Origin of the sequence: Belnapia mucosa (assembly GCF_016775475.1) — a bacterium.
Lineage (GTDB): Bacteria > Pseudomonadota > Alphaproteobacteria > Acetobacterales > Acetobacteraceae > Belnapia > Belnapia mucosa.
Window position 1 is genome coordinate 164,044 of record NZ_JAEUXJ010000001.1, and the last position, 20,626, is coordinate 184,669.

The 20,626-nt window shown below is 70.2% G+C and carries 18 protein-coding genes; 5 read left to right on the forward strand and 13 right to left on the reverse strand.

Annotated features, from left to right (window positions below; all coding sequences use genetic code 11):
* Positions 1-4: 4 nt before the first annotated feature.
* The 5 genes from JMJ55_RS00785 to trxB all read right to left on the reverse strand — a co-directional run bounded on the left by JMJ55_RS00785 (position 5) and on the right by trxB (position 7,238).
* The gene (locus JMJ55_RS00785; protein WP_202823584.1) at positions 5-2,893 is read right to left on the reverse strand and encodes a caspase family protein; all 2,889 of its coding nucleotides are present in this window, start codon (positions 2,891-2,893) and stop codon (positions 5-7) included.
* Positions 2,894-2,898: 5 nt separating this feature from the next.
* Positions 2,899-3,903 carry an SH3 domain-containing protein gene (locus tag JMJ55_RS00790; protein ID WP_202823585.1) on the reverse strand — a complete coding sequence of 335 codons (1,005 nt, stop codon included), beginning with the start codon at positions 3,901-3,903 and terminating at the stop codon, positions 2,899-2,901.
* 69 nt (positions 3,904-3,972) lie between these two features.
* Positions 3,973-5,163 (reverse strand): DNA methyltransferase, encoded by a 1,191-nt coding sequence (locus JMJ55_RS00795; protein ID WP_202823586.1) that lies wholly within the window; start codon positions 5,161-5,163, stop codon positions 3,973-3,975.
* A gap of 205 nt (positions 5,164-5,368) precedes the next feature.
* Positions 5,369-6,256, reverse strand: a complete 888-nt coding sequence (locus JMJ55_RS00800) for a LysR family transcriptional regulator (protein ID WP_202823587.1) — start codon at positions 6,254-6,256, stop codon at positions 5,369-5,371.
* A gap of 1 nt (position 6,257) precedes the next feature.
* The gene (gene trxB, locus JMJ55_RS00805; RefSeq protein ID WP_328702550.1) at positions 6,258-7,238 is read right to left on the reverse strand and encodes a thioredoxin-disulfide reductase; all 981 of its coding nucleotides are present in this window, start codon (positions 7,236-7,238) and stop codon (positions 6,258-6,260) included.
* Between the two features lie 160 nt (positions 7,239-7,398).
* Between trxB and JMJ55_RS00810 the strand changes: the two genes are divergently transcribed.
* The gene (locus JMJ55_RS00810; RefSeq protein ID WP_202823589.1) at positions 7,399-7,878 is read left to right on the forward strand and encodes an Lrp/AsnC family transcriptional regulator; all 480 of its coding nucleotides are present in this window, start codon (positions 7,399-7,401) and stop codon (positions 7,876-7,878) included.
* Here JMJ55_RS00810 and JMJ55_RS00815 read toward each other — a convergent pair.
* From JMJ55_RS00815 to carA, 8 genes are all read right to left on the reverse strand, one after another.
* Positions 7,868-8,116, reverse strand: coding sequence for a tetratricopeptide repeat protein (locus JMJ55_RS00815; protein WP_202823590.1), 249 nt, complete (start codon positions 8,114-8,116; stop codon positions 7,868-7,870). The two genes, JMJ55_RS00810 and JMJ55_RS00815, sit on opposite strands and share 11 nt — an antisense overlap.
* 415 nt (positions 8,117-8,531) lie before the next feature.
* Positions 8,532-9,743: a threonine ammonia-lyase gene (locus tag JMJ55_RS00820; RefSeq protein WP_202823591.1), complete on the reverse strand. Its 1,212-nt coding sequence runs from the start codon at positions 9,741-9,743 to the stop codon at positions 8,532-8,534.
* A gap of 9 nt (positions 9,744-9,752) precedes the next feature.
* The gene (greA, locus tag JMJ55_RS00825) at positions 9,753-10,226 is read right to left on the reverse strand and encodes a transcription elongation factor GreA (protein WP_202823592.1); all 474 of its coding nucleotides are present in this window, start codon (positions 10,224-10,226) and stop codon (positions 9,753-9,755) included.
* A gap of 164 nt (positions 10,227-10,390) precedes the next feature.
* Positions 10,391-13,636, reverse strand: a complete 3,246-nt coding sequence (carB, locus tag JMJ55_RS00830; protein ID WP_202823593.1) for a carbamoyl-phosphate synthase large subunit — start codon at positions 13,634-13,636, stop codon at positions 10,391-10,393.
* 181 nt (positions 13,637-13,817) lie between these two features.
* Positions 13,818-14,078 (reverse strand): hypothetical protein, encoded by a 261-nt coding sequence (locus JMJ55_RS00835; RefSeq protein ID WP_202823594.1) that lies wholly within the window; start codon positions 14,076-14,078, stop codon positions 13,818-13,820.
* Positions 14,075-14,710 carry a LysE family translocator gene (locus JMJ55_RS00840; protein WP_202823595.1) on the reverse strand — a complete coding sequence of 212 codons (636 nt, stop codon included), beginning with the start codon at positions 14,708-14,710 and terminating at the stop codon, positions 14,075-14,077. Before JMJ55_RS00840 ends, JMJ55_RS00835 begins: the two co-directional genes overlap by 4 nt.
* 3 nt (positions 14,711-14,713) lie before the next feature.
* Positions 14,714-15,472 carry an SDR family NAD(P)-dependent oxidoreductase gene (locus JMJ55_RS00845; protein WP_202823596.1) on the reverse strand — a complete coding sequence of 253 codons (759 nt, stop codon included), beginning with the start codon at positions 15,470-15,472 and terminating at the stop codon, positions 14,714-14,716.
* Positions 15,472-16,854: a glutamine-hydrolyzing carbamoyl-phosphate synthase small subunit gene (gene carA / locus JMJ55_RS00850; RefSeq protein WP_202823597.1), complete on the reverse strand. Its 1,383-nt coding sequence runs from the start codon at positions 16,852-16,854 to the stop codon at positions 15,472-15,474. Before carA ends, JMJ55_RS00845 begins: the two co-directional genes overlap by 1 nt.
* An 85-nt stretch (positions 16,855-16,939) precedes the next feature.
* Here carA and JMJ55_RS00855 point away from each other — a divergent pair, with 85 nt between their 5' ends.
* The 4 genes from JMJ55_RS00855 to dnaG all read left to right on the forward strand — a co-directional run bounded on the left by JMJ55_RS00855 (position 16,940) and on the right by dnaG (position 20,617).
* Positions 16,940-17,404, forward strand: coding sequence for a GatB/YqeY domain-containing protein (locus JMJ55_RS00855; protein ID WP_202823598.1), 465 nt, complete (start codon positions 16,940-16,942; stop codon positions 17,402-17,404).
* Between the two features lie 63 nt (positions 17,405-17,467).
* Positions 17,468-17,920 carry a hypothetical protein gene (locus JMJ55_RS00860; protein ID WP_202823599.1) on the forward strand — a complete coding sequence of 151 codons (453 nt, stop codon included), beginning with the start codon at positions 17,468-17,470 and terminating at the stop codon, positions 17,918-17,920.
* The gene (locus JMJ55_RS00865; RefSeq protein WP_202823600.1) at positions 17,920-18,702 is read left to right on the forward strand and encodes a GGDEF domain-containing protein; all 783 of its coding nucleotides are present in this window, start codon (positions 17,920-17,922) and stop codon (positions 18,700-18,702) included. The genes JMJ55_RS00860 and JMJ55_RS00865 overlap by 1 nt, the downstream gene beginning before the upstream one ends.
* Before the next feature lie 43 nt (positions 18,703-18,745).
* On the forward strand, positions 18,746-20,617 hold the full coding sequence (dnaG, locus tag JMJ55_RS00870; RefSeq protein WP_202823601.1) for a DNA primase: 1,872 nt from the start codon (positions 18,746-18,748) through the stop codon (positions 20,615-20,617).
* The last annotated feature ends 9 nt before the right edge of the window (positions 20,618-20,626 follow it).

Here is a 20,626-nt window from a genome sequence, read left to right on the forward strand (position 1 = left end):
CGGTTTACGGTCGAGGCACCTGGGCGATCGGGAAGGATCGCAGGTCGCGCTGCGCCGTGCGGAAGACCGCATCCTGCTGGTGTTGCCGCTGCCGCGCCAGTTCCGGCACCCGCCGCACCACCCATTCGCCCAGGCCCAGCGCGCTCACCCGTCCCTCGGCATCCATCGGCGCCCGGCCGCGCAACCCCTCGCGCAGGGCATAGGCGAAGACGCCGTTGCGGTCGTCATAGCTGTCCAGCGCCTCCTGCACGCTGCCGCTGGCGGCGAGCAGGAAGCGCCCGGTCTCGTTCCCGAGGGCGGAGAGCTGCTCCATCGTCAGCTGCCCCGCATGGCAGGTGTCGAGCAGCAGCACCGCGTCGCGGGCGCGGATGCGGGCGAGGGCCGCGACCAGCGCCCCGTCATCGATCCCCTGCGCCCGCAGCGCCGCCCAGTTGGAGGTGTCGCGCGTATCCTGCGGCAGGAAGAGGAAGCGGTTGTCCGGCTCCGTCCGGATGCCGTGACCGGCGATATAGAGGATGAAGGTATCGCCCGGCGCCACCTCCTCGGCCGCGGCGGAGAGCGCATCCAGCACGCCGCGCCGCGTCGCCTCGGCATCGCGCAGCAGGCGGATGCGGGTCTCGCGGAACAGCGGCCCGGCGCCGGCGCGCAGCAGCCCGGCCACCTCCTCGGCATCGGGTACGGCGAAGCGCAGGTTCAGCTCGGGATTGGCGTAGCGGTTCACGCCGATCGCCAGCACGACCAGGCGCCCGGCCTCGGGCGGCGGCTCGGCCTCGCCAGCGCGGCGCAGCGCCAGCGTCGGGCCATCGGCAAACAGCGTGCGGTCCTCGGCATAGAGCCGCGTGGCGATGCGGTTGGGCCCGGGATCGAGCGGCACCTCGATCTGGGACTCGCCCGCGCCCGTCTCGCTGCGTGCGGCGATGCGATCATTCACCAGCACGTCGAGCGGGCCGATTCCGAGGCCGCGATCGGTGGCGCTCAGTCGCAGCCGCAGCGCCTGCGCGCCCTCCGGCAGGGTCTTCGCATCCCAGGCCAGCGGCAGGCAGTCATCGGCGACGACGGCGCAGGGGCCATTGCCCGGCGCCAGCACCGGCAGGCGGCCGATCCTCTCGCGGACCTCGCCAAGCTGGGCGAGGCGCTTCTGCGCCGGCGCCTGGTCACCGGCGATGCGCCGCCGCACCGCGAGCGGGGAGTAGAGCGCGCGATAGGCCTGGCGGAAGCTGGCCCATTCGGTGCCCTGGGCGCGGCCACGATTGAGCAGCACGCCGACCAGGTCCTGGCCGCCATTGGCCGCGTGGTCGAACAGCCCTTCCGGCGTCCAGAGCACCCAGCGGCGCGTCTCCGCCTCGATGAAGAGCGCGGCCTGTTCGGCGAGCCGGCCGCCGGTGAGGCGATACCAGCGCAGCGTGCCGTCGCCAAGCGCCGCGACCGCGACATCGCCGGCGACCGTCACGCCCCAGACCGCGCCGGGGACGGGCAGCGCATCCACGGGGCGGCCCGCCGCATCGAAGAGACGGAGATGGGTGTCGGTGCCGAGCAGGAAGCCGTCCTCCCGCAGCAGGATGGCGAGGCTGCGGGCGTACTCGCCGTCGCCGAGGCGGATCGGCTGCTGGCCGAGGCGCGGGCGGTTGCTGTTGCGCCAATCGGCCATCGGCAGGCGCGGGCTGGCGGTGCGGGCCGGCAGGAATCCCGGCGCCTCGCCGGCCGGGGCGAGCTGCCCGTCCAGCGCATCGAACTGGATCGGTGCTTCGTCAGGGCGGAGGATGACGCGCAGCTTCGTCCCCTCCTCCATGGCGGTGAGGCTGGCACCGGTCGCGCGGAAATCCGCCCCCGGTGGGCGTGGCGCGAAGGCGAGCTGGCCATCCGGCCCGACGCGGCCCCAGCCAGGATCGGCCGCAGCATAGGCCACGCCGCCGCCCGGCAGCGCCAGCAGATGGGCGATGGCGTCGCGCGCCGCTGGGATGTCGGTGGAAGGGCCGAGGCCGAAATCCGTCCAGCGGCGGATGACGAAGGCGCGGCCCGGCGGGGTGATGGGCGTGGCGAGGCGGGCATAGCCCGCGGCATGCAGCTGCACGCCGCCCTGGCCGTCGCCCGCCCAGGCGACGGCCGGCAGGCCTTCGCCCGTAAGGCCGGTGATATCGGGCAGGGCCACGCTGCGCAGATCCGCCGCGGCCAGGATCTCGACCCGCAGACGGTCCTCATAGCCGATGGCAACCAGCCCGCCATCCGGCGACCAGGCGAGGCCGAAGGGCCGCGCGCCGGCCAGCGGCACGCGGTCGGCCAGGCGCCGCCCGGCGGGGTCGTAGATGCGGACATGCCCATCCGCCGCCGTGCTCGCCAGCCGTCCGGCGCGGTCGAAGGCGAGCATGCGCGCCGGGCCGCCATAGCCCGCTGCGTCCTCGAACAGCGTCTGGCCGCTCGTCGCATCCCAGACGCGGATGCCGGCCCGGGCGCCGAGCGCCGCCGCCAGCCGCCGTCCATCGGCCGAGAAGGCGAGGTGCTGCACCGGTGCCGGCAAGCCCGAAAGCCGCGCCAGCAACCGACCGCTGCGGGCATCATAGAGATAAAGGCAGAAGACCCCGTCCCAGGACTGGCCGGTGAAGCCGGCGGCGGCGACGCGGCGCCCATCCGGACTCATCGCCACGGCATAGAGCTCGCCATCCTCGGCGGTGCCGATCGGCGGGCGGATCACCAGCCGCTGCGTGCCCTCCGGCAGGTTCCAGAGGCGGAGCGTCTTGTCGTCCGAGGCGCTGGCCAGCAGCCCGCCGCCCGCATCGACCGCCAGCCGGGCGACCGGCGCGGTATGGGCGCCAGCCTCAATGCGGAGGAAGGGCTGTTGCGGCGGCTCCCCCGCGGCGCCGAGCAGCAGGGCGAGGAGGAGGAAGCGCCGCCGCATCAGTGCTAGCTCGCCAGCTCGAAGCCCTGGCCGCCCGCCACCCGCTCCGCATTGGTCACGCTCTCGGAGAAATTGTCCCGCTTGGCGATGTTGGAGGCGGCGAGCTCACGGACACTGCCATCGCCGCCTGTCGGGGCCGGCACCGCTGCCGGGCGGCGGCCAGGGAAGCTGCTGGCGGGCGCATAGCCGCGGATGCCGGAGGAGGTCTCGACCAACGCGTAATTGCCCTGCACCGGGCGAACCGTCACCGGCTCGTTCGCGGCCACCTGGTCGATCTGCGGCGCGCTCGGCTCCGGCCGGATGCGCAGCGGCACGGGGGCGCGGGTGCGGGCAGGGGCGGGGGCCGGCTGTCGCGCCGCCACGTCCTGCCGCGTGCCGGGGGCGACGGCGTCGATCGCCGTGTCGAATTCCGCGCCGCGGGTGCCGATGCGGTCGTTGATGCGGCGGGCGATGGCGATGTCCTGCTGCATGCGGCCGCGCAGCGCGGCCATCTGGGCGCGCCCGGCCTCGGGGGCGAGGCGGCCGCTGCGGACATCCTGGCGGATGGTCTCGGCTGCCATCAGGCGGCAATCGACCAGCTGGTTGAAGGCGAGCTGGGTGCGGTCGAGCTGCGCATTCTCGCTGGCGAGGTCACCGCCCACGGCCGCGCTAAGGCTCGCCTGGTCCTGCGCCTGGCGCTGCCGCGCAGCGAGATAGCCGCCCGCCGCACCCACCGCGCCGCCGGCCAGCACGCCGGCTCCGGCGCCGATGGCGATGTCGCGGGTGCGGCCCGTCGCGGCGGCGCCGATCAGCCCGCCCAGCACGCCGCCGGAGACGGCGCCGATCGCGGCGCCGCGGATGATGTCCTCGGCATAGTAGTTGCCCGTGGAATCGAGCGCGACGAGTTGCGGGCGGCAGGCATCGCTGCCGTCATCGGCCCCGATGCGCTCATTGCGGCCCGTCGCGCAACCGGCGAGCAGGGCGAAGGCGGTGAGGCTGGCGGTGAGGCGCCGGACTGGTCTGGAGGACATGGCCGGACCGTAACAGACACGGGGGAGGGGCGGGCAGCGCCGCCTACCCAGGGTTGCCCTGTCAAGTGCTCACGTTTTCGCGCGCTGCAGCAGGATGATGCGGTTGGTGTTGGTGCCGCCGCTGTTGTTGCGGACACCCCAGCAATTGGCCGTCTTGGTGAAAGCCTGCCGGTTGACCATGACGAAGAGGCGGCGGAAGGGCAGGCCGTCCGCCGCTTCCCAGACCAGTCGCTCCAGCAAGACGCTGCCGCGGCGGACCTCGCCGACCTCGAAGGCAACATGGCCGCCGGGGCGGAGGATGCGGGCCATCTCCGCCAGGCAGTCGCGTACCATGGCCTGCCATGCGGCTTCCGTCCGGTGGCGAGCGATCGCCACGCCGGCGCCATCGATCCCGGCGAACCAGCAGCGCAGCCAGTTATCCTCGGCATATTGGACGATATCGAGGAAGGGCGGCGATGTAACGACGAGGGCGACCGAGCCATCCGGGATGACCGGCACCGCATCGGCCGGCGCGGTCGAGAGCCGGTACTCGGGCGCGGCCGGCGGCATCCCATCGGACAGCAGGCTACGGGTCTTCTTCAGGATGATCGCGGCGACATCGCGGTCCGGCGGGGTCTGGCCGCGCGCGGCATTGATCCGGAGCTGGGAGCGGACCGAGACCGCCTGGTTGGGCGGCAGGGAATAGACCGAGAAGAAGCCGGCCGAATGCCCGGTCAGCCGGTTCAGCGCCACCATGCGAATCCAGTCCAGCGTCGGGTCTGGCTCGCTCCCGATCGGGGCATGGCGCAGCAGCCAGCGGCGCAGCGCGGAGAGGCGGCGGAGCGTCGCCTCGCTGTAGAAGGCCAACAACTCCGGTGCCTCGATCGCATCCTTCCGCCAATTAATGGCGGCAAGTGCCTCCGCCACCCTTTCGGCCGGCACCGGGCGGAGCCGGGGGCGGGTCAGCACCAGGCTGAGGGGATTCACGTCGCTCCCGGCCGGGCGGCGCCTCAGCAGCGCCGCTTCGACCGGCGTGGTGCCGCGGCCCATGAAAGGGTCGAAGACCCAATCGCCCGGTTCGGTCAGGCGGGTGATGAAGAAGGCTGGAAGCTGCGGCTTGAAGCAGGCGCGGTAGCTGATCTCGTGGATGCTGTGCGCCTGGCGCTGGGCGGAGGTCCAGAACTCGTTGACCAGATAGGGGATGCCGCCTTCCTCCAGCGCGAGGCTCGGCGCGCCGAAGGCATCGAACCGGCGGATCTGATCGGCAAAGGCCTCCGGCATCCCATCTTCCGCCCAAAAAGAAAGCCGCCGACCCTTTCGGGCGGCGGCCAAGTCAACAGGGAGGCTTCACGTCTGGGAGACGAAGGAGCCCGGCAAGAACCGGACCCCTTTCCGACCCGAAAGCCGGAATGACCAAAGCCTACGCCTCATGTCGCCATGCAGCATTGGTGAAATCGGCCGGCACCCATGCGCACATTGCATGAGGTCAATGTCCGGCCAGTTCGGCCACCAGGAAGTCCCGGAAAACCGAGACCCGCTTGGAATGCCGCATCTCCTCCGGATAGACGAAATAGGCATCCAGCCTGGGTGCCTTCAGCTCCGGCAGGATCTGGAGCAGACCGTCCAGCTCGGCGCCCATGTAGTCGGGCAGGGCGGCGAGGCCGAGGCCGCTCTGCACCGCCCGCAGCATGCCGGTCAGGCTGTTCACCTCGACCGTCGCTCGGCGGGCGGCGCCGGGGCGGCGGCCGGCCTCGGTCAGCCAGTTCACCTCATCGATCGGCGGGCGGTGGTCGCCCCAGCAGATGATGCGGTGGGCATCCAGCTCCTCGGCCCGCTGCGGCACGCCAGCGCCCTTCAGGTAGCCGGGCGCGGCGCAGACCCGCCAGCCGAAGCTGGCGAGGTGCCGCTGGATCAGGTCCGGCTGCCGCGGCGGGTGCATGCGGATCGCCACATCGGCCTCCCGCATCGCCAGGTCCAGGTCGCTGTCGTCGAGCAGCAGGGTGACCAGGACATCCGGATAGAGCTCGAGGAAGCGCGAGAGGCGGGGCGCCAGCCAGGTGCTGCCGAAGCCGGTGGTGCAGGTCACCTTCAGCCGCCCGGCCGGGCGTTCCCGGCTTTCGGTCAGCAGGGCCTCGGTCATCGCCAGCTTGGCGAAAACCTCCCGCACCGTGCGGTTCAGCGTCTCGCCCGGCTCGGTCAGGATCAGGCCGCGGGCGTGGCGGTGGAAGAGGGGGACCGAGAGGGCCTCCTCCAGCGCCTGGATCTGGCGGGACACGGCGGATTGGCTGAGGTTCAGCGTCTCCCCCGCATGGGTGAAGGAGCCTGCCTCGGCGACCGCGTGGAAGACCCGCAGCTTGTCCCAGTCCAGCGGCATCTCAGCTCCAGGCTTCGATGGCGGGGGCGTCCTCGGGCAGGTGCGCCAGCCATTTTTCGGCCTCCAGCGCCGCCATGCAGCCGGTACCGGCGGCGGTGACTGCCTGGCGGTAGATGCGATCCTGGACGTCGCCGGCGGCGAAGACGCCGGGGATGCTGGTGCGGGTGCTGCCCGGCTCGGTCACGATATAGCCTTCCCCATCCATCCCGAGCTGGCCGCGGAACAGCGCGGTCGCCGGGTCATGCCCGATGGCGACGAAGACGCCATCCACCGCCAACTCCCCCCGCTCGCCGGTGCGGGCATTGCGGGTGGCGATGCCGCGGACGGCGCGGAACCGGCCGCCTTCGGTCCCGAGAACCTCCTCCACCACCGTATCCCAGAGCATGGTGACGTTGGATTTGGCGAAGAGCCGCTCCTGGAGGATCCGCTCGGCCCGCAGTCCGTCGCGGCGATGCACCAGGGTGACATGTTTCGCCAGGTTCGAAAGGTAGAGCGCCTCCTCCACCGCCGTATTGCCGCCGCCGATGACCGCGACCTCCTTGCCGCGGAAGAAGAAGCCGTCGCAGGTGGCGCAGGCCGAGACGCCGAAGCCCGAGAGCGCCTGCTCCCCAGGGATGCCGAGCCAGCGCGCCTGAGCGCCGGTGGCGATGACCAGCGACTCGGCCAGGTAGATGTCGCCCGAATCGCCCTCGGCGCGAATCGGGCGGGCGGCGAGGTCGATGCGGGTGATCGTGTCCTGGAGGATGCTGGCGCCCACATGCTCGGCCTGGGCCTTGAACTGGTCCATGAGCCAGGGGCCCTGGATGGGCTCGGCGAAGCCCGGATAATTCTCGACCTCGGTCGTGATGGTGAGCTGGCCGCCCGGCTGCATCCCGGCCACCACCAGCGGCTTCAGCCCTGCCCGCGCGGCATAGATGGCGGCAGTATAGCCGGCAGGGCCGGCGCCGAGGATGAGGAGACGCGTGCGGTGCGTATTGGACACGGTGTGGTTTCCCGGCAGTCGATGCGTTGCTGAGCATATTCGGTGCCGGGGCCGGCGGAACAAGCTCAACTTCCTTTGGGTGGCCGGCATGCCTTGCAGCCCCGGCCCTGTGCAATGATATTGCGCGGGACGCGGGCGCACGGCAATGAATCGCGAGAGCATGACGCTAGAGACAGACCCCTCCCTCGATGAGGTGGACCGGCAGATCCTGTCCGAGCTGCAGTCGGATGGCCGGATGACGAATGTGGAGCTGGCCCGGCGGGTCGGCCTCTCGGCCCCGCCCTGTCTGCGCCGCGTGCGCCGGCTGGAGGAAGAGGGGGTGATCCGCGGCTACCATGCCGATCTCGACCCCGTGGCGCTCGGCTATGAGATCACCTTCTTCGCCCTGGTCGGGCTGGAGAGCCAGAAGGAGGCAGTCCTGCAATCCTTCGAGCGGATGGTGCATGACTGGCCGGAGGTCCGGGAATGCCACATGATCCGCGGCGGCGGCGACTTCCTGCTGCGGCTGGTGGCACGCGACACGGCGCATGAGAATGCGCTCACCTCCCGCCTGACGGCGGTGGAGGCTGTGGCCCGGGTGCAGACCTTGCAGACGATCCGCACCTCGAAGGACGAGACCGGGGTGCCGGTCACACCTTGAGCAGGAGGCGTTCCAGCACCGCCGCCATGTGGCGGACCGCATCGCCCTCGCCGGGTGCCAGGCGTTCCGCCATGCGATAAGCACCGAGCGCCGCCGCCATCGCCCCCTGTTCCTTCAGCATATGGCCGAGCTGGACCCAGAGCTTCGGCTGGCCGGGGCATAGCCGCAGCACCAGCCGGTAGAGGCGTTCCGCCCGCGCCCAGCGCCGGTGCCGCGCCGCATGCCGGGCCAGTTCCACTATCCCGCAGGTGATCGCCGGCGAAATCGACCAGGATCAGATCGTACTCGGCATCGCGCAGCAGGGCCCGCGTCGTCTTCCGCATTGCCCGGGCGAGGAGGTGCTCCGCCTTTGGATAGCCCGGCACGGCGATCTCCGCCGCATGGGCCAGGGACATCAGCGATGGCAGGGAGACGCGCCAGAGATGCCGGTTCTCAAACCAGGCGCCGAGGCCCGCCTTGGTATATTCGGCGGTGCAGCCGCTGAGGCTGATGCTGCGGTACTGGCCAGCAGCCGCGGGCCCCAATTTCGGCAGAACATTCGTCTGCGGATGGACCTTCCGGCGTGTTATCCAGATTTCTCTTTATAACATCTCCGCCAGAATTCGCCAAAAAATTGCAGGACACCTGAACGGTGCCCGTGAAGGTTGATGGCCTCAGCCGCGCTGGACCACGTAATGAGCGGCTTCCAGGGCGGCGACGATGGCATCACCCTGGACGGTGTCGCGGACCTCGATCATCAGCTCCAGCTCGGCCGTCTGCACGCTCGGCGCCGCGAAGAGCCGGCGATGCGAGACCTCGATGACATTGCCGCCGATGGCCGCGACCCGGGTGGTGATATCTGCCAGCACCCCCGGCCGGTCCGGGATATCGAGATGGAGGCGCAGGATCCGCCCGTCCCGCAGCAGATTGCGCAGCAGGACATTGGCCAGGATGCGCGCATCGATATTGCCGCCGCAGAGCACGGTGCCAACCACCCGCCCGGCGAAGCGCGCCGGATGCGCCAGCACCGCCGCCACCCCGGCCGCGCCGGCGCCCTCGGCCACCTGCTTCGCACCTTCGGCCAGCAGGGCGATCGCCTGTTCCACGGCCCGTTCCGGCACCACCAGCACTTCGATGCCGAGGCGGCGGAGCTGCCTATAGGGCAACTCCCCGACATCGCGCACGGCGATGCCCTCGGCGATGGTCGGTCCGCCGACCGAGACGGGCCGCCCGGCCAGGCGCTGCGCCATGGCCGGATAGCCCTCGACCTCGACCCCGAAGACCTGCATCTCGGGCCGCAACTCGCGCAGCGCCCCGGCGCAGCCGGCCAGCATGCCGCCGCCACCGACCGGGAAGACCGCGATTTCGATCGCCGGCGCATCCTCCAGCATCTCGAGCGCGAGGGTGCCCTGGCCGGCGATCACGCCCGGATCGTCATAGGGGTGGATGAAGGTCAGGCCTTCGTTCAGCGCGAGCGCATGCGCATGCGCCGCCGCCTCGGCCAGGGTTTCGCCATGCAGGACGACACGCGCGCCCCAGCTTTCCGTCCGCACCACCTTGGTGGAGGGGGTGAAGCGGGGCATGACGATGGTCGCCGCGATCCCCGCCAGCGAGGCATGCCGCGCCACCGCCTGGGCATGGTTGCCCGCCGACATGGCGATGACGCCCACGGCCCTTTCGCGTGCCGTCAGCAGGGCGATGCGGTTGGCAGCACCCCGTTCCTTGAAGGCGCCGGTCGCCTGGAGGTTGTCAAGCTTGAGGAAGACCCGCGCGCCGGTCGCGCGCGAAACCGCGTCAGCCTCGATCGTCGGGGTATGCCGGACCGCATCGCGGATGCGCGCGGCCGCGGCCCGGACATCGGCCAGTCCGACCTGGTACTGGGGCATCCGCCAGGATCAGCGGAAGGCGACGGCGGTGATCTCATAGGCGCGGGCGCCGCCCGGCGCCGGCACCTCGACGCTGTCGCCGACCTTCTTGCCGATCAGCGCCTTGGCCAGCGGGGAGGAGATGGAGATGGAGTTGACCTTCATGTCGGCCTCATAGGCGCCGACGATGCGATAGGTCTTCTTCTCCTCCGTCTCCTCATCGACGACGGTGACGCGGGCACCGAATTTCACCTGGTCGCCGGAGAGCTTGGAGACGTCGATCACCTCGGCCGCGGGGATGATGGTCTCGAGCTCGGCGATGCGGCCCTCGATGAAGGACTGGCGCTCGCGGGCGGCGTGGTATTCGGCATTCTCGGACAGGTCGCCATGCGCCCGGGCTTCGGCGATCGCGCGAATGACCGCAGGGCGTTCCTCGCCCTTCAGCACCTTCAGCTCTTCTTCCAGCTTCGCCAGACCTTCCGCGGTCATGGGGAACTTCTGCACGGCCAGCCCTTCCCTAAGCACCTGTCGAGGCGGAGTGTGCGCGGTCCGCCGCCGCCAAAGCGACCAAAAAACGCCAAGCCGGCCGGGTCAACCTTACGACCGCGGCACGGGGTGGCGAGAACAAACACGGATGGCCGGTTGCAGTTCCAAGCCCGCAACCGGCCCTAAAAGGAACGGGTAAAGTAGGACTGGAGGGGGGCCACATCAAGGGTGCCGGCCCGGAGCGCCGCGATGGCATGCACCGCCGCCCGGGCGCCCGCCGCAGTGGTGTAGTGCGGCACGCCATTGGTCAGGGCCGAGCGGCGGATGTCGAAGCTGTCCGCCACGCTCTGCCCGCCGCCGGTGGTGTTGATCACCAGCTGGATGTCGCCCGACTTGATCGCATCCACGCAGTGCGGCCGGCCTTCCAGCACCTTGTTCACCAGCTGGCAGGGCAGCCCCGCCTCGCGGATCCGCGCCGCGGTGCCACGCGTCGCCAGCAGGGCGAAGCCCATGTCGGACAGGCGCCGGGCCAGCACCACCGCCGCGCTCTTGTCGCTCTCCTTGACCGAGAGGAAGGCGGTGCCCGTGGCCGGCAGCTTCACCCCGGCGCCGAGCTGCGACTTGGCGAAGGCCCGTTCGAAGGAGGCATCGAGACCCATCACCTCGCCGGTGGACTTCATCTCCGGCCCGAGGATGACATCCACCTGCGGGAAGCGGTTGAAGGGGAAGACCGCCTCCTTCACCGCGACATGCCGGCTGATCGCCGCATCGTCGAGGTCGAATTCGCCCAAGCGCTGCCCGGCCATGACCAGGGCGCCGATCTTGGCCACCGGCACGCCGGTCGCCTTGGCGACGAAGGGCACGGTGCGGGAGGCGCGGGGATTGACCTCGAGCACGAAGATCTCGCCGTCCTTCACCGCATACTGGACGTTCATCAGGCCCTTCACCTTCAGGGCCTTCGCCATCGCCTCGGTCTCGGCCTTCAGCTCGGTCACGATGGCGGGCGGCAGCGAATAGGGCGGCAGGGAACAGGCGCTGTCGCCCGAATGGATGCCCGCCTCCTCGATATGCTCCATGACACCGGCGACATAGACCGTGCCGTCGGCATCGGCGATGCAGTCCACATCCACCTCGATCGCGTCGGCCAGATACTGGTCGATCAGGATCGGGTTCTCGCCCGAGACCTTCACCGCCTCCTGGCCGAAGCGCAGGAGCTGCTCGCGGTTCCAGGCGATCTCCATCGCCCGACCGCCGAGCACATAGCTCGGCCGGACGACGACGGGGTAGCCGATCCGCTCGGCCTCGCGCGCGGCCTCCTCCAGCGTCCGCGCCGTGCCGTTCTGCGGCTGGCGCAGTCCGAGGCCCTTCAGCAGATGCTGGAACCGCTCGCGGTCCTCGGCGATGTCGATCGCCTCCGCGCTGGTCCCAAGGATCGGGATGCCCGCCTTGTGCAGTGCCTGGCTCAGCTTCAGCGGCGTCTGCCCGCCATACTGGACGATGCAGCCGAGCAGCGTGCCGCGCTCCTGCTCCTTCCGCAGCAGGGAGAGAACGTCCTCCCCCGTCAGCGGCTCGAAATAGAGCCGGTCGGAAGTGTCGTAGTCGGTCGAGACCGTCTCCGGGTTGCAGTTGACCATGATGGTCTCGAAGCCCGCATCCTTCAGCGCGTAGCAGGCATGGACGCAGCAATAGTCGAACTCGATCCCCTGGCCGATGCGGTTCGGCCCGCCGCCGAGGATGACCACCTTCTGCCGGTCCGTCGGCCGGCTCTCGCATTGCGGGGTGCCGAAGCCGCCCTCATAGGTGGAGTACATATAAGGAGTATCGGAGGCGAATTCGGCGGCGCAGGTGTCGATCCGCTTGAAGACCGGGGTGACGCCGAGGCCGAGCCGCGCCGCCTCCACCGCCGCTTCCGACATCCTGGCGAGCTGGCCGAGCCGTCGGTCGGAGAAGCCGAGCGCCTTCAGCGACCGGAAGCCGGTCGCGGTCTTGGGCAGGCCGTGGGCCTGGACCTCCCGCTCGGCGGCGACGATCTTCTCGACCTCTCGCAGGAACCAGGGATCGAATTTGCTGGCTTCCGCGATTTCGGCCAGCGGCACGCCGGCGCGCATCGCCTGGGCGGCCATGACGATCCGATCCGGCCGCGGCGTGGCCAGCGCCGCATGGAAGGCCTGGGCGCTGCCATCGCCGGGCGCCGCGATCTCATCAAGGCCGGAGAGGCCGGTCTCCAGGCTGCGGAGGCCCTTCTGCAGGGCCTCGGCGAAGCTGCGGCCGATCGCCATCGCCTCGCCGACCGATTTCATGCTGGTGGTGAGCGTGGCCGGGGTGCCGGGGAATTTCTCGAAGGTGAAGCGCGGGATTTTCACCACCACATAGTCGATCGTCGGCTCGAAGCTCGCCGGCGTCACCATGGTGATGTCGTTCGTCAACTCATCCAGCGTGTAGCCGACGGCGAGCTTCGCCGCGACCTTGGCGATCGGGAAGCCCGTCGCCTTGGAGGCGAGCGCCGAGGAGCGGCTGACGCGCGGGTTCATCTCGATGACCACCATGCGGCCATCGACCGGGTTGATACCGAACTGCACGTTGGAGCCGCCGGTATCGACGCCGATCTCGCGGAGGCAGGCGATGCTGGCATCGCGCATCCGCTGGTATTCCTTGTCGGTCAGGGTCAGCGCCGGGGCGATGGTCACGCTGTCGCCCGTATGCACGCCCATCGCGTCCAGGTTCTCGATGGAGCAGATGATGATGCAGTTGTCCGCCTTGTCGCGGACCACCTCCATCTCGAACTCCTTCCAGCCGAGGACGCTCTCCTCGACCAGCACCTCATTGGTCATCGAGGCATCGAGGCCGGCGGCCACGATCTGCTCGAATTCCTCCTTGTTGTAGGCGATGCCGCCGCCCGTCCCGCCGAGGGTGAAGGATGGGCGGATGACGCAGGGCAGCTTGACGAGGTCGAGCGCCGCCCGGGCCTCCTCCATCGTATGGGCGATGGCCGAACGCGGGCTCTCGATGCCGATCTTGGTCATGGCATCGCGGAATTTCAGCCGGTCCTCGGCCTTGTCGATGACCTCGGCCTTCGCCCCGATCAGCTCGCAGCCGTATTTCTCGAGGACGCCGGCCTCGGCCAGCTTGAGGGAGGTGTTGAGCGCGGTCTGCCCGCCCATGGTCGGCAGCAGCGCATCCGGCCGTTCCTTGGCGATGATCTTCTCGACCATCTCCACCGTGATCGGCTCGATATAGGTGGCATCCGCTAGCCCCGGATCGGTCATGATCGTTGCCGGGTTGGAGTTCACCAGGATGACCCGATAGCCCTCGGCGCGCAGCGCCTTGCAGGCCTGGGCCCCCGAATAGTCGAACTCCGCCGCCTGGCCGATGACGATCGGGCCGGCGCCGAGGATGAGGATGGACTGGATATCGGTGCGTTTCGGCATAGGTCGGGGTCCGGTCAGTTCTGGGCCGCAGGGGCCGTGCATTCGGGGCGGTCGCGGGTCTCGGGCGGCAGCAATCGTCGGATGCCGCGCCGGGTCCGCTCCGCCTCGCACTGCGCGTGGAGCTGTTCGTACGTCGGGTTCACCGCACAACCCGTGAGGCCGAGCAGGGGGAGGAGGCGCGTCACCGCATCTCCTCCCGTCGCGCTGCCAGCAGCAGGGCTGGCAGCAGCAGCAGATGGCAGAGCACGATCAGGATCACGGCCGCGATCGGCTCGCCCGGCGCCGCATACCAGGCGGAGATGGTGTTGACGACGAGGCCGATCCCGAAGGCCCGCCACGCCGCCTGCCGTGCCGTGCCGATGCGCCGCAGCACGATGGCGAGCACCGCAAGGCTCAGCCCGGTCCAGGACAGGGCGAGCAGGCCGATGAAGAGCAGGGTCATGCCCGGCGGCCTTCGCTCGCCAGCTTCACCGCCAGCAGGCCAAGCGCGGCGCCGAGCATCCAGCGCTGCGCCGCCATCCAGCCCGGCCGCGTGCCGAGGAAGCGCGCGACGCCCGAGGCACCGAAGACCAGCAGCGCATCGAATAGGGTGCAGATGGCGATCTGCTCAGCCCCCAGCACCGCGGCCTGGTGGAAGGTGTCCCCACGTGCCGGGTCGAGGAAGGGCGGCAGCACCGCCATATAGAAGAGTGCGACCTTCGGATTGAGCGCCGCGGTGGCGAAACCCACCGCGAAAAGCCGCGCGCCAGGCTCCCGCGGCATCGGCCGGGGCGCGAAGACCGGCTGGCCGCCCGGCCGGACGCTTTGCCAGGCCAGGTACAGCAAATAGGCCGCGCCACCGAGCCGCAGCACGTCCCAGGCATAAGGGATGGCGAGCAGCGCCGCCGTGATCCCCGCCGCCGCGCAGAGCATGATGGCGAGCGACCCGACCTGGCAGCCGGCCAGCGACACCATGCCGGCCCTCGTCCCCTGCGCCAGGGAACGCGAGACGAGATAGAGCATGTTCGGCCCCGGTGTCACCGCGAGGCCGAGCGAGAGGGCAGCGAAGACCAGAAGGGTATCCGCGCCCGGCATGGCTCAGCCCTGAACCGAGAATCCGCCATCCACCGGAATGGCGACGCCGGTGATGAAGCTGCTTGCATCGCTGCCGAGGAAGGCCGCGATGCCCTCGAAATCCTCCGGCCCGCCCCAGCGGCCCTTCGGCGTCCGCGCCAGGACGTTGTCGTTGAGCCCCGGCATGTCCTTGCGGGCCTTGCGCGTCAGCTCGGTGTCGATCCAGCCCGGCAGCACGGCATTCACCGTGATCCCATCCGCCGCCCAGGCGACGGCGAGCGACTTGGTGAACTGCACCACGCCGCCCTTCGACGCTGCATAGGCGATGTGGAAGGGCAGGCCGAAGATCGACAGCATGGAGCCGTTGTTGATCACCCGCCCATGCCCGCCGGCCTTCAGATGCGGATAGGCCGCCTTGGAGGCGAGATAGGCGCTGGTCAGGTTGGTGTCGATCACCGCATGCCAGTCGGCCTCGGCATAGACCTCGGGCCGGTTGCGGATATTGGTCCCGGCATTGTTGACCAGGATGTCGAGCCCGCCGAAGCGCTCGGCCGTCGCCGTCACCATGGCCTCGATGCTCGCGGCATCGGTCACGTCCACCACCACCGCATCGGCCTCGGCGCCCAGCGCGCGCAGCTCGGCGACGGCGGCCGCGTTCTTCTCGGCATTGCGGCCGGCGACCATGACGCTCGCCCCGGACCTGGCGAGGCCGCGGGCGAAGCCGAGCCCGATGCCGCCATTGCCGCCGGTGACGAGGCCGACGCGCCCCTTCAGGTCGAACATTATGCCCCTCCCTTGTGCTTCTCGATCAGCTCGACGAAGCGATGGAACAGGTAGTGGCTGTCCGTCGGCCCCGGCGATGCTTCCGGATGATACTGCACCGAGAATGCCGGGCGATCCGTCGCCATCAGCCCCTCATTCGACTGGTCGAAAAGGGAGATGTGCGTGACCTTCACCGTCTCCGGCAGCGACGTGTCATCGACGGCGAAGCCGTGGTTCTGGCTGGTGATCTCGACCCGGCCGGTGGCGAGGTCCTTCACCGGCTGGTTGGCGCCGCGATGCCCACGATCCAGCTTGTAGGTCTTCCCGCCCAGCGCCAGGCCGAGCAGCTGATGGCCGAGGCAGATGCCGAAGACCGGCACGCGCTTCTCCAGCACGCCCTGGATGGCCGGCACTGCGTATTCGCCGGTTGCGGCCGGGTCGCCGGGGCCGTTCGAGAGGAAGACGCCATCCGGCTGATGCCGCAGGATCTCCTCGGCGGTCGCGGTCGCCGGCACCACCATCACATCGAGCCCGGCCGAGGCGAGGCAGCGGAGGATGTTGCGCTTCGCCCCGTAATCCACCGCGACCACCTTGTGCTTCGGCGCCGTCTGCCGGCCGAAGCCCTCGGGCCAGGCCCAGGTGGTCTCGTCCCAATGGTAGGACTGGCGGCAGGACACCTCCTTCGCCAGGTCCATCCCCTCCAGCCCCGGCCAGGCGGCGGCCTGGGCGCGGAGCGCCGGCAGGTCGAAGCGGCCATCGGCGGGGAAGCAGAGCACGCCATTCGGCGGCCCGCCGTCGCGGATGCGGATGGTCAGCGCCCTTGTATCGACGCCTGCGATGCCCGGGATGCCGAAGGATTTCAGCCAGTCGTCCAGGTGCCGCGTGGCGCGGTAATTGGCCGGCTCGGTCAGGTCCTGCTTCACCACCAGACCGCGCGCGGCCGGCGTCACCGCTTCGATATCCTCGGGATTGGCGCCGACATTGCCGATATGGGGGAAGGTGAAGGTGATGATCTGCCCGGCATAGGAAGGGTCGGTCAGCGTTTCCTGATAGCCCGTCATGCCGGTGTTGAAGCAGATCTCGGCCACCGGCGCGGCGCCCGCGGCGGTATGGGCACCGAAGCCGCGGCCCCAGAAGACGCTGCCATCGCCGAGCACGAGGCAGGCGGTCGCGCCGTCAGGGACGGTATCGGGGTCGGGCATGGTCGTCTCCGCACGGGATTCGGGGGCGCCCGGCATATCGGCCAGGGCAAGGCCGGTGGCAGCCAGGATGGCGGGCCAATGGCGTGGCGGGATGGCGCGGGCCTGCCGCCATTTGCGGACCGCCTCGGTCCCGATGCCGCAACGTGCTGCGGCGGCTTCCTGGCCACCGAGCAGGGCGATAATGTCGTCGACCGTCCGCATGGGCTGAGAATATGGGAAACTATTTCCCACATCCAGTCCGTTCCATCAGATTGGGAAGAGATTTCCCAAATTTCCGGAGTTCACCATGGCCGAGGACCTGCGCAGCCGCTTCACTGAGGCGCTGAAAGCCTCCATGCTCGCGAAGGATACCGCCCGCACCTCCACCCTCCGCATGATCCTGGCCAAGCTGAAGGATGTGGACATCGCCGCCCGGCCTTCGGGCGTGGACAAGGTGCCGGACGATCAGATCACCGCCATGCTCCGCGGCATGGCGAAGAGCCGGCGTGAGAGCGTCGAGCTCTACCGCCAGGGCAACCGCCCCGAACTCGCCGAGAAGGAGGAGGCGGAGATCGCGGTGGTCGAGTCCTTCCTGCCCCAGCAGATGGACCAGGCAGCGATGCAGGCCGCGGTCCAGGCCGCGGTGGCGGAGACCGGCGCCGCCTCGATTAAGGATATGGGCAAGGTGATGGCGGCGCTGAAGGCGCGCCATGCCGCCTCGCTCGACATGGCCAAGGCCGGGCCGCTGGTGAAGGCCACGCTCGGTGGTTGAGAAACCACACGATACCTCGATTGGAGGTTGCGGACCGGGACGGGGAGGACCTATCTCCCCCCCATGCAAGGGCATGACGTCAGACCAGCCGAATCCGCCGCGGTCGATCCCCACGCGCCGGAGCCGGTGCCACCGGAAACAGCCGAAATCCCCTGGCACTGTCCCAGCTTCGACCCGTCGCTCGAGGCGCGCTTCCTGGCCGAGGGCGAACGCGTCTGGCTGCGCATCACCCGCAACTGGCTGATCCTCACCGCCGGGCTCGGCGCGCTCATGGCCTGGGCGGCGCCGCTTTCAGGGCGGGATACCTTATTGGCTGCCCTAGGCCTGCAGGGAGTGCTCGGTCTTTCGGCGGCCCTGCTCGCGGCTCATTGGCTCCCGCGCCTGCCGGCCGGGCGGGTGCGGGAGGTGGTGTTCGGCCTTGCCGCCATCATCGTGCTGGGCTGCGCCGCCCTGGTCGGCTGGTGGGCGAGCGAGGCCTATGCCAACCGCTATGTCATGGCCGCTGCCTTTCGCTGATGACCATGCTGCTGGTGGTGCCGCTGCGCCTGCGGGCCAGCCTGGTCGCGGTGCTGGGTGGCTATGCCGTCCTGGTTGCCAGCACCCTGCTCTCCGACAATCCTTCTCTGCGGGAGTGCTGGGACCTCCTGGTCTTCACCGCGCTCGCCCTGCCGCTCGGCCTGCGCGCCCGGATGGGGGCAGAGCGTGACCAGCGCCGGCTGTTCCTGCTGCGCCGGCAGGAGGAGGCGCAACGCCGCGCCCTGGCCCGCGCCAACCACCGGCTGCACGCCCTGGCCGAGACCGATCCGCTGACCGGCGTCGCCAATCGCCGTGGCTTCGATGCCGCCCTCGATCGGGCGCTGGACCCCGCCGCGCCGGAGCGGCCGGCCCTGGTGATGCTGGATATCGACCACTTCAAGCGCCTGAACGACAGCTGCGGCCATCCGCAGGGCGACGAATGCCTGCGCCTGATCGCCCGCGCCGTGCGGAGCCAGGTGCGGGAAGGGCTGGACCTCGTCGCCCGCATCGGCGGCGAGGAATTCGCTGTGCTACTGCCCGGGGTCTCGGGCGCCGAGGCCGCCGCGGTGGCGGAGCGCATCCGCTGCGCGGTGCAGGTGCTGCTGCTGCCGCATCCGGCGCGGCCGGAACCGCCGGGCGTGGTCACCATCAGCCTCGGCGTCGCCGCCTCCTGGCCTGGGGAGGGTGCCGGGAGCCTGGTGGCGCGGGCCGACCGGGCGCTCTATGCCGCCAAGGCGGCCGGGCGGAATTGCGTTCAGATCGAAAGCCTGCAGCCAGCCTAGCGGGTGCGGCGGCGCGCCTGGCGCGCTACACTCGCTGCCCCCGATGGCACTCCCTCCTGCATTCCTCGACGAGCTGCGCGCGCGGACGCCCCTGCCGGGGCTGATCGGGCGGAAGACGCGGCTGGCCCGCAACGGCCGGCAGTGGAAGGGCTGCTGCCCCTTCCACAACGAGAAGACGCCCTCCTTCTACGTCTATGACGACCATTTCCACTGCTTCGGCTGCGGCGCGCATGGGGATGCCATCACCTTCCTGATGCGGGCCGAGGGTGCCTCCTTCCCCGAAGCGGTGGAGCGATTGGCGGGCGAGGCAGGGCTGGAGGTGCCGAAGCCGACTCCGCAGGCGGCCGAGCGGGAGCGGCGGGCGCGCGACCTCTATGGCGTGCTGGCCGCCGCCGAGGCCGCCTTCCGCCGCCGCCTGATGCTGCCCGAGGGGCGGCCGGCGCTCGACTATCTCCGCCGTCGTGGGCTGACGGATGCGACCATCGCCCGGTTCGGCCTCGGCTGGTCTGGGGAGGGGCGGGGCGCGCTCGCCGCCGATCTGAAGGCCGAGGGGATCACGCCCGACCAGCTCGTCGCCGCCGGGCTGATGAAGCCGCGCGACCCGGACCGACCGGAGGCGGGGCTGGTCGATCTCTTTTTCAACCGGGTGATCTTCCCGATCCGCGACCGGCGCGGCCGCACCATCAGCTTCGGCGGCCGCATCCTGGGCGATGGCCAGCCGAAATATGTCAACGGGCCGGAGACCGACCTCTTCCACAAGCGGCGCAACCTCTATGGCCTCGACCTGGCGAGGGAGGGCGCCTTCCGCGGCGCGCCGGTGCTGGTGGTCGAGGGCTATATGGATGTTATCGCGCTGCACCAGGCGGGCTTCGCCGGTGCGGTCGCGCCGCTGGGGACGGCGCTGACAGCCGAGCAGCTGGAGGCGCTGTGGGGGGTCTCGCCCGAGCCGGTGCTCTGCTTCGATGGCGATGCCGCCGGCGCCCGGGCGGCGGCCAAGACGGCAGAGCTGGCGCTGCCGCTGCTGGCGCCGGAGCAGAGCCTGCGCATCGCCATGCTGACCGGCGGCGAGGATCCCGACACGCTGGTGGCGAAGGGTGGGCCGGCGGCCTTCCAGGCGGTGCTGGACGCGGCGAAGCCGCTCTCGGCCGCGCTCTATGACCTCCTGGCCGGCAGCCCGCCGCCCGTGACGCCCGAGCAGCGCGCCGCCTTCCGCCACCGGCTGGAGGCGGCGGCGCGCGGCATCCCCGACAAGGCATTGGCGAGCGAATATCGCCGGGTCCTGCTCGACCGCTTCTTCGTCGAGGGCCGGCCGCCACGCGGGGGCGGGGGCGGCGCACGCCCCGCCGGGCCGCGCCCGGCCTGGACCCCGCGCGGCCGGCCGGGGGAGCTGGTCAGCATCGCCGGCCTGCAACGCATAGCAATCGATCCCGCTTCGGTCCGGCTGGAACGCGCGCGCAACCTCCTCGCCATCCTTCTCCGCCACCCCATGCTGCTGCCCGAGGTTGAGGAGCCTTTCGCCACGCTCGACCTGCCGGAGGGTGATGCAGTGCTGCTGCGGCATGCGCTGTTGGCTTGGCTTCCTGGCGCCGATCTTCTTGACTCGACGGCCTTGATGGACCACCTGCGAGAGCGTGGGCTGGAGTCCGTCCTGGCCTGGGCCACCAGGTCCGCCGGATTGTCCCAGGCCGCGCAACCCGAGGCCCAGCCGAAGGATGCGATGGATGGCTGGTGGCATTTCTTCGGCCTGCTGCGGGGCGAGGCCGAATTGATCGAGGATCGGGCCGAGGCGCAGAGGGTGCTGGTGGAAACCAATGATCCGCTCGCGCAGCAACGCCTTATCCGCTTGCAGGAAGCGCTGAACGCGCTGCGCGGCGGCGAGGCCGACGAGACCGCCCAACCGGGCACCATAGGTTAGAGGTTAGTC

What these genes read in the sequence shown, in the direction of transcription:
- JMJ55_RS00855 (WP_202823598.1), top strand. Translation starts at nt 16,940, where the DNA reads ATGGCCGAGGACCTGCGCAGCCGCTTCACTGAGGCGCTGAAAGCCTCC.
- JMJ55_RS00865 (WP_202823600.1), top strand. Translation starts at nt 17,920, where the DNA reads ATGACCATGCTGCTGGTGGTGCCGCTGCGCCTGCGGGCCAGCCTGGTC.
- carB (WP_202823593.1), bottom strand. Translation starts at nt 13,636, where the DNA reads ATGCCGAAACGCACCGATATCCAGTCCATCCTCATCCTCGGCGCCGGC.
- JMJ55_RS00790 (WP_202823585.1), bottom strand. Translation starts at nt 3,903, where the DNA reads ATGTCCTCCAGACCAGTCCGGCGCCTCACCGCCAGCCTCACCGCCTTC.
- JMJ55_RS00785 (WP_202823584.1), bottom strand. Translation starts at nt 2,893, where the DNA reads ATGCGGCGGCGCTTCCTCCTCCTCGCCCTGCTGCTCGGCGCCGCGGGG.
- JMJ55_RS00800 (WP_202823587.1), bottom strand. Translation starts at nt 6,256, where the DNA reads ATGCCGCTGGACTGGGACAAGCTGCGGGTCTTCCACGCGGTCGCCGAG.
- JMJ55_RS00810 (WP_202823589.1), top strand. Translation starts at nt 7,399, where the DNA reads ATGACGCTAGAGACAGACCCCTCCCTCGATGAGGTGGACCGGCAGATC.
- JMJ55_RS00820 (WP_202823591.1), bottom strand. Translation starts at nt 9,743, where the DNA reads ATGCCCCAGTACCAGGTCGGACTGGCCGATGTCCGGGCCGCGGCCGCG.
- carA (WP_202823597.1), bottom strand. Translation starts at nt 16,854, where the DNA reads ATGCGGACGGTCGACGACATTATCGCCCTGCTCGGTGGCCAGGAAGCC.
- JMJ55_RS00835 (WP_202823594.1), bottom strand. Translation starts at nt 14,078, where the DNA reads ATGACCCTGCTCTTCATCGGCCTGCTCGCCCTGTCCTGGACCGGGCTG.
- JMJ55_RS00845 (WP_202823596.1), bottom strand. Translation starts at nt 15,472, where the DNA reads ATGTTCGACCTGAAGGGGCGCGTCGGCCTCGTCACCGGCGGCAATGGC.
- JMJ55_RS00795 (WP_202823586.1), bottom strand. Translation starts at nt 5,163, where the DNA reads ATGCCGGAGGCCTTTGCCGATCAGATCCGCCGGTTCGATGCCTTCGGC.
- JMJ55_RS00860 (WP_202823599.1), top strand. Translation starts at nt 17,468, where the DNA reads ATGCAAGGGCATGACGTCAGACCAGCCGAATCCGCCGCGGTCGATCCC.
- JMJ55_RS00840 (WP_202823595.1), bottom strand. Translation starts at nt 14,710, where the DNA reads ATGCCGGGCGCGGATACCCTTCTGGTCTTCGCTGCCCTCTCGCTCGGC.
- dnaG (WP_202823601.1), top strand. Translation starts at nt 18,746, where the DNA reads ATGGCACTCCCTCCTGCATTCCTCGACGAGCTGCGCGCGCGGACGCCC.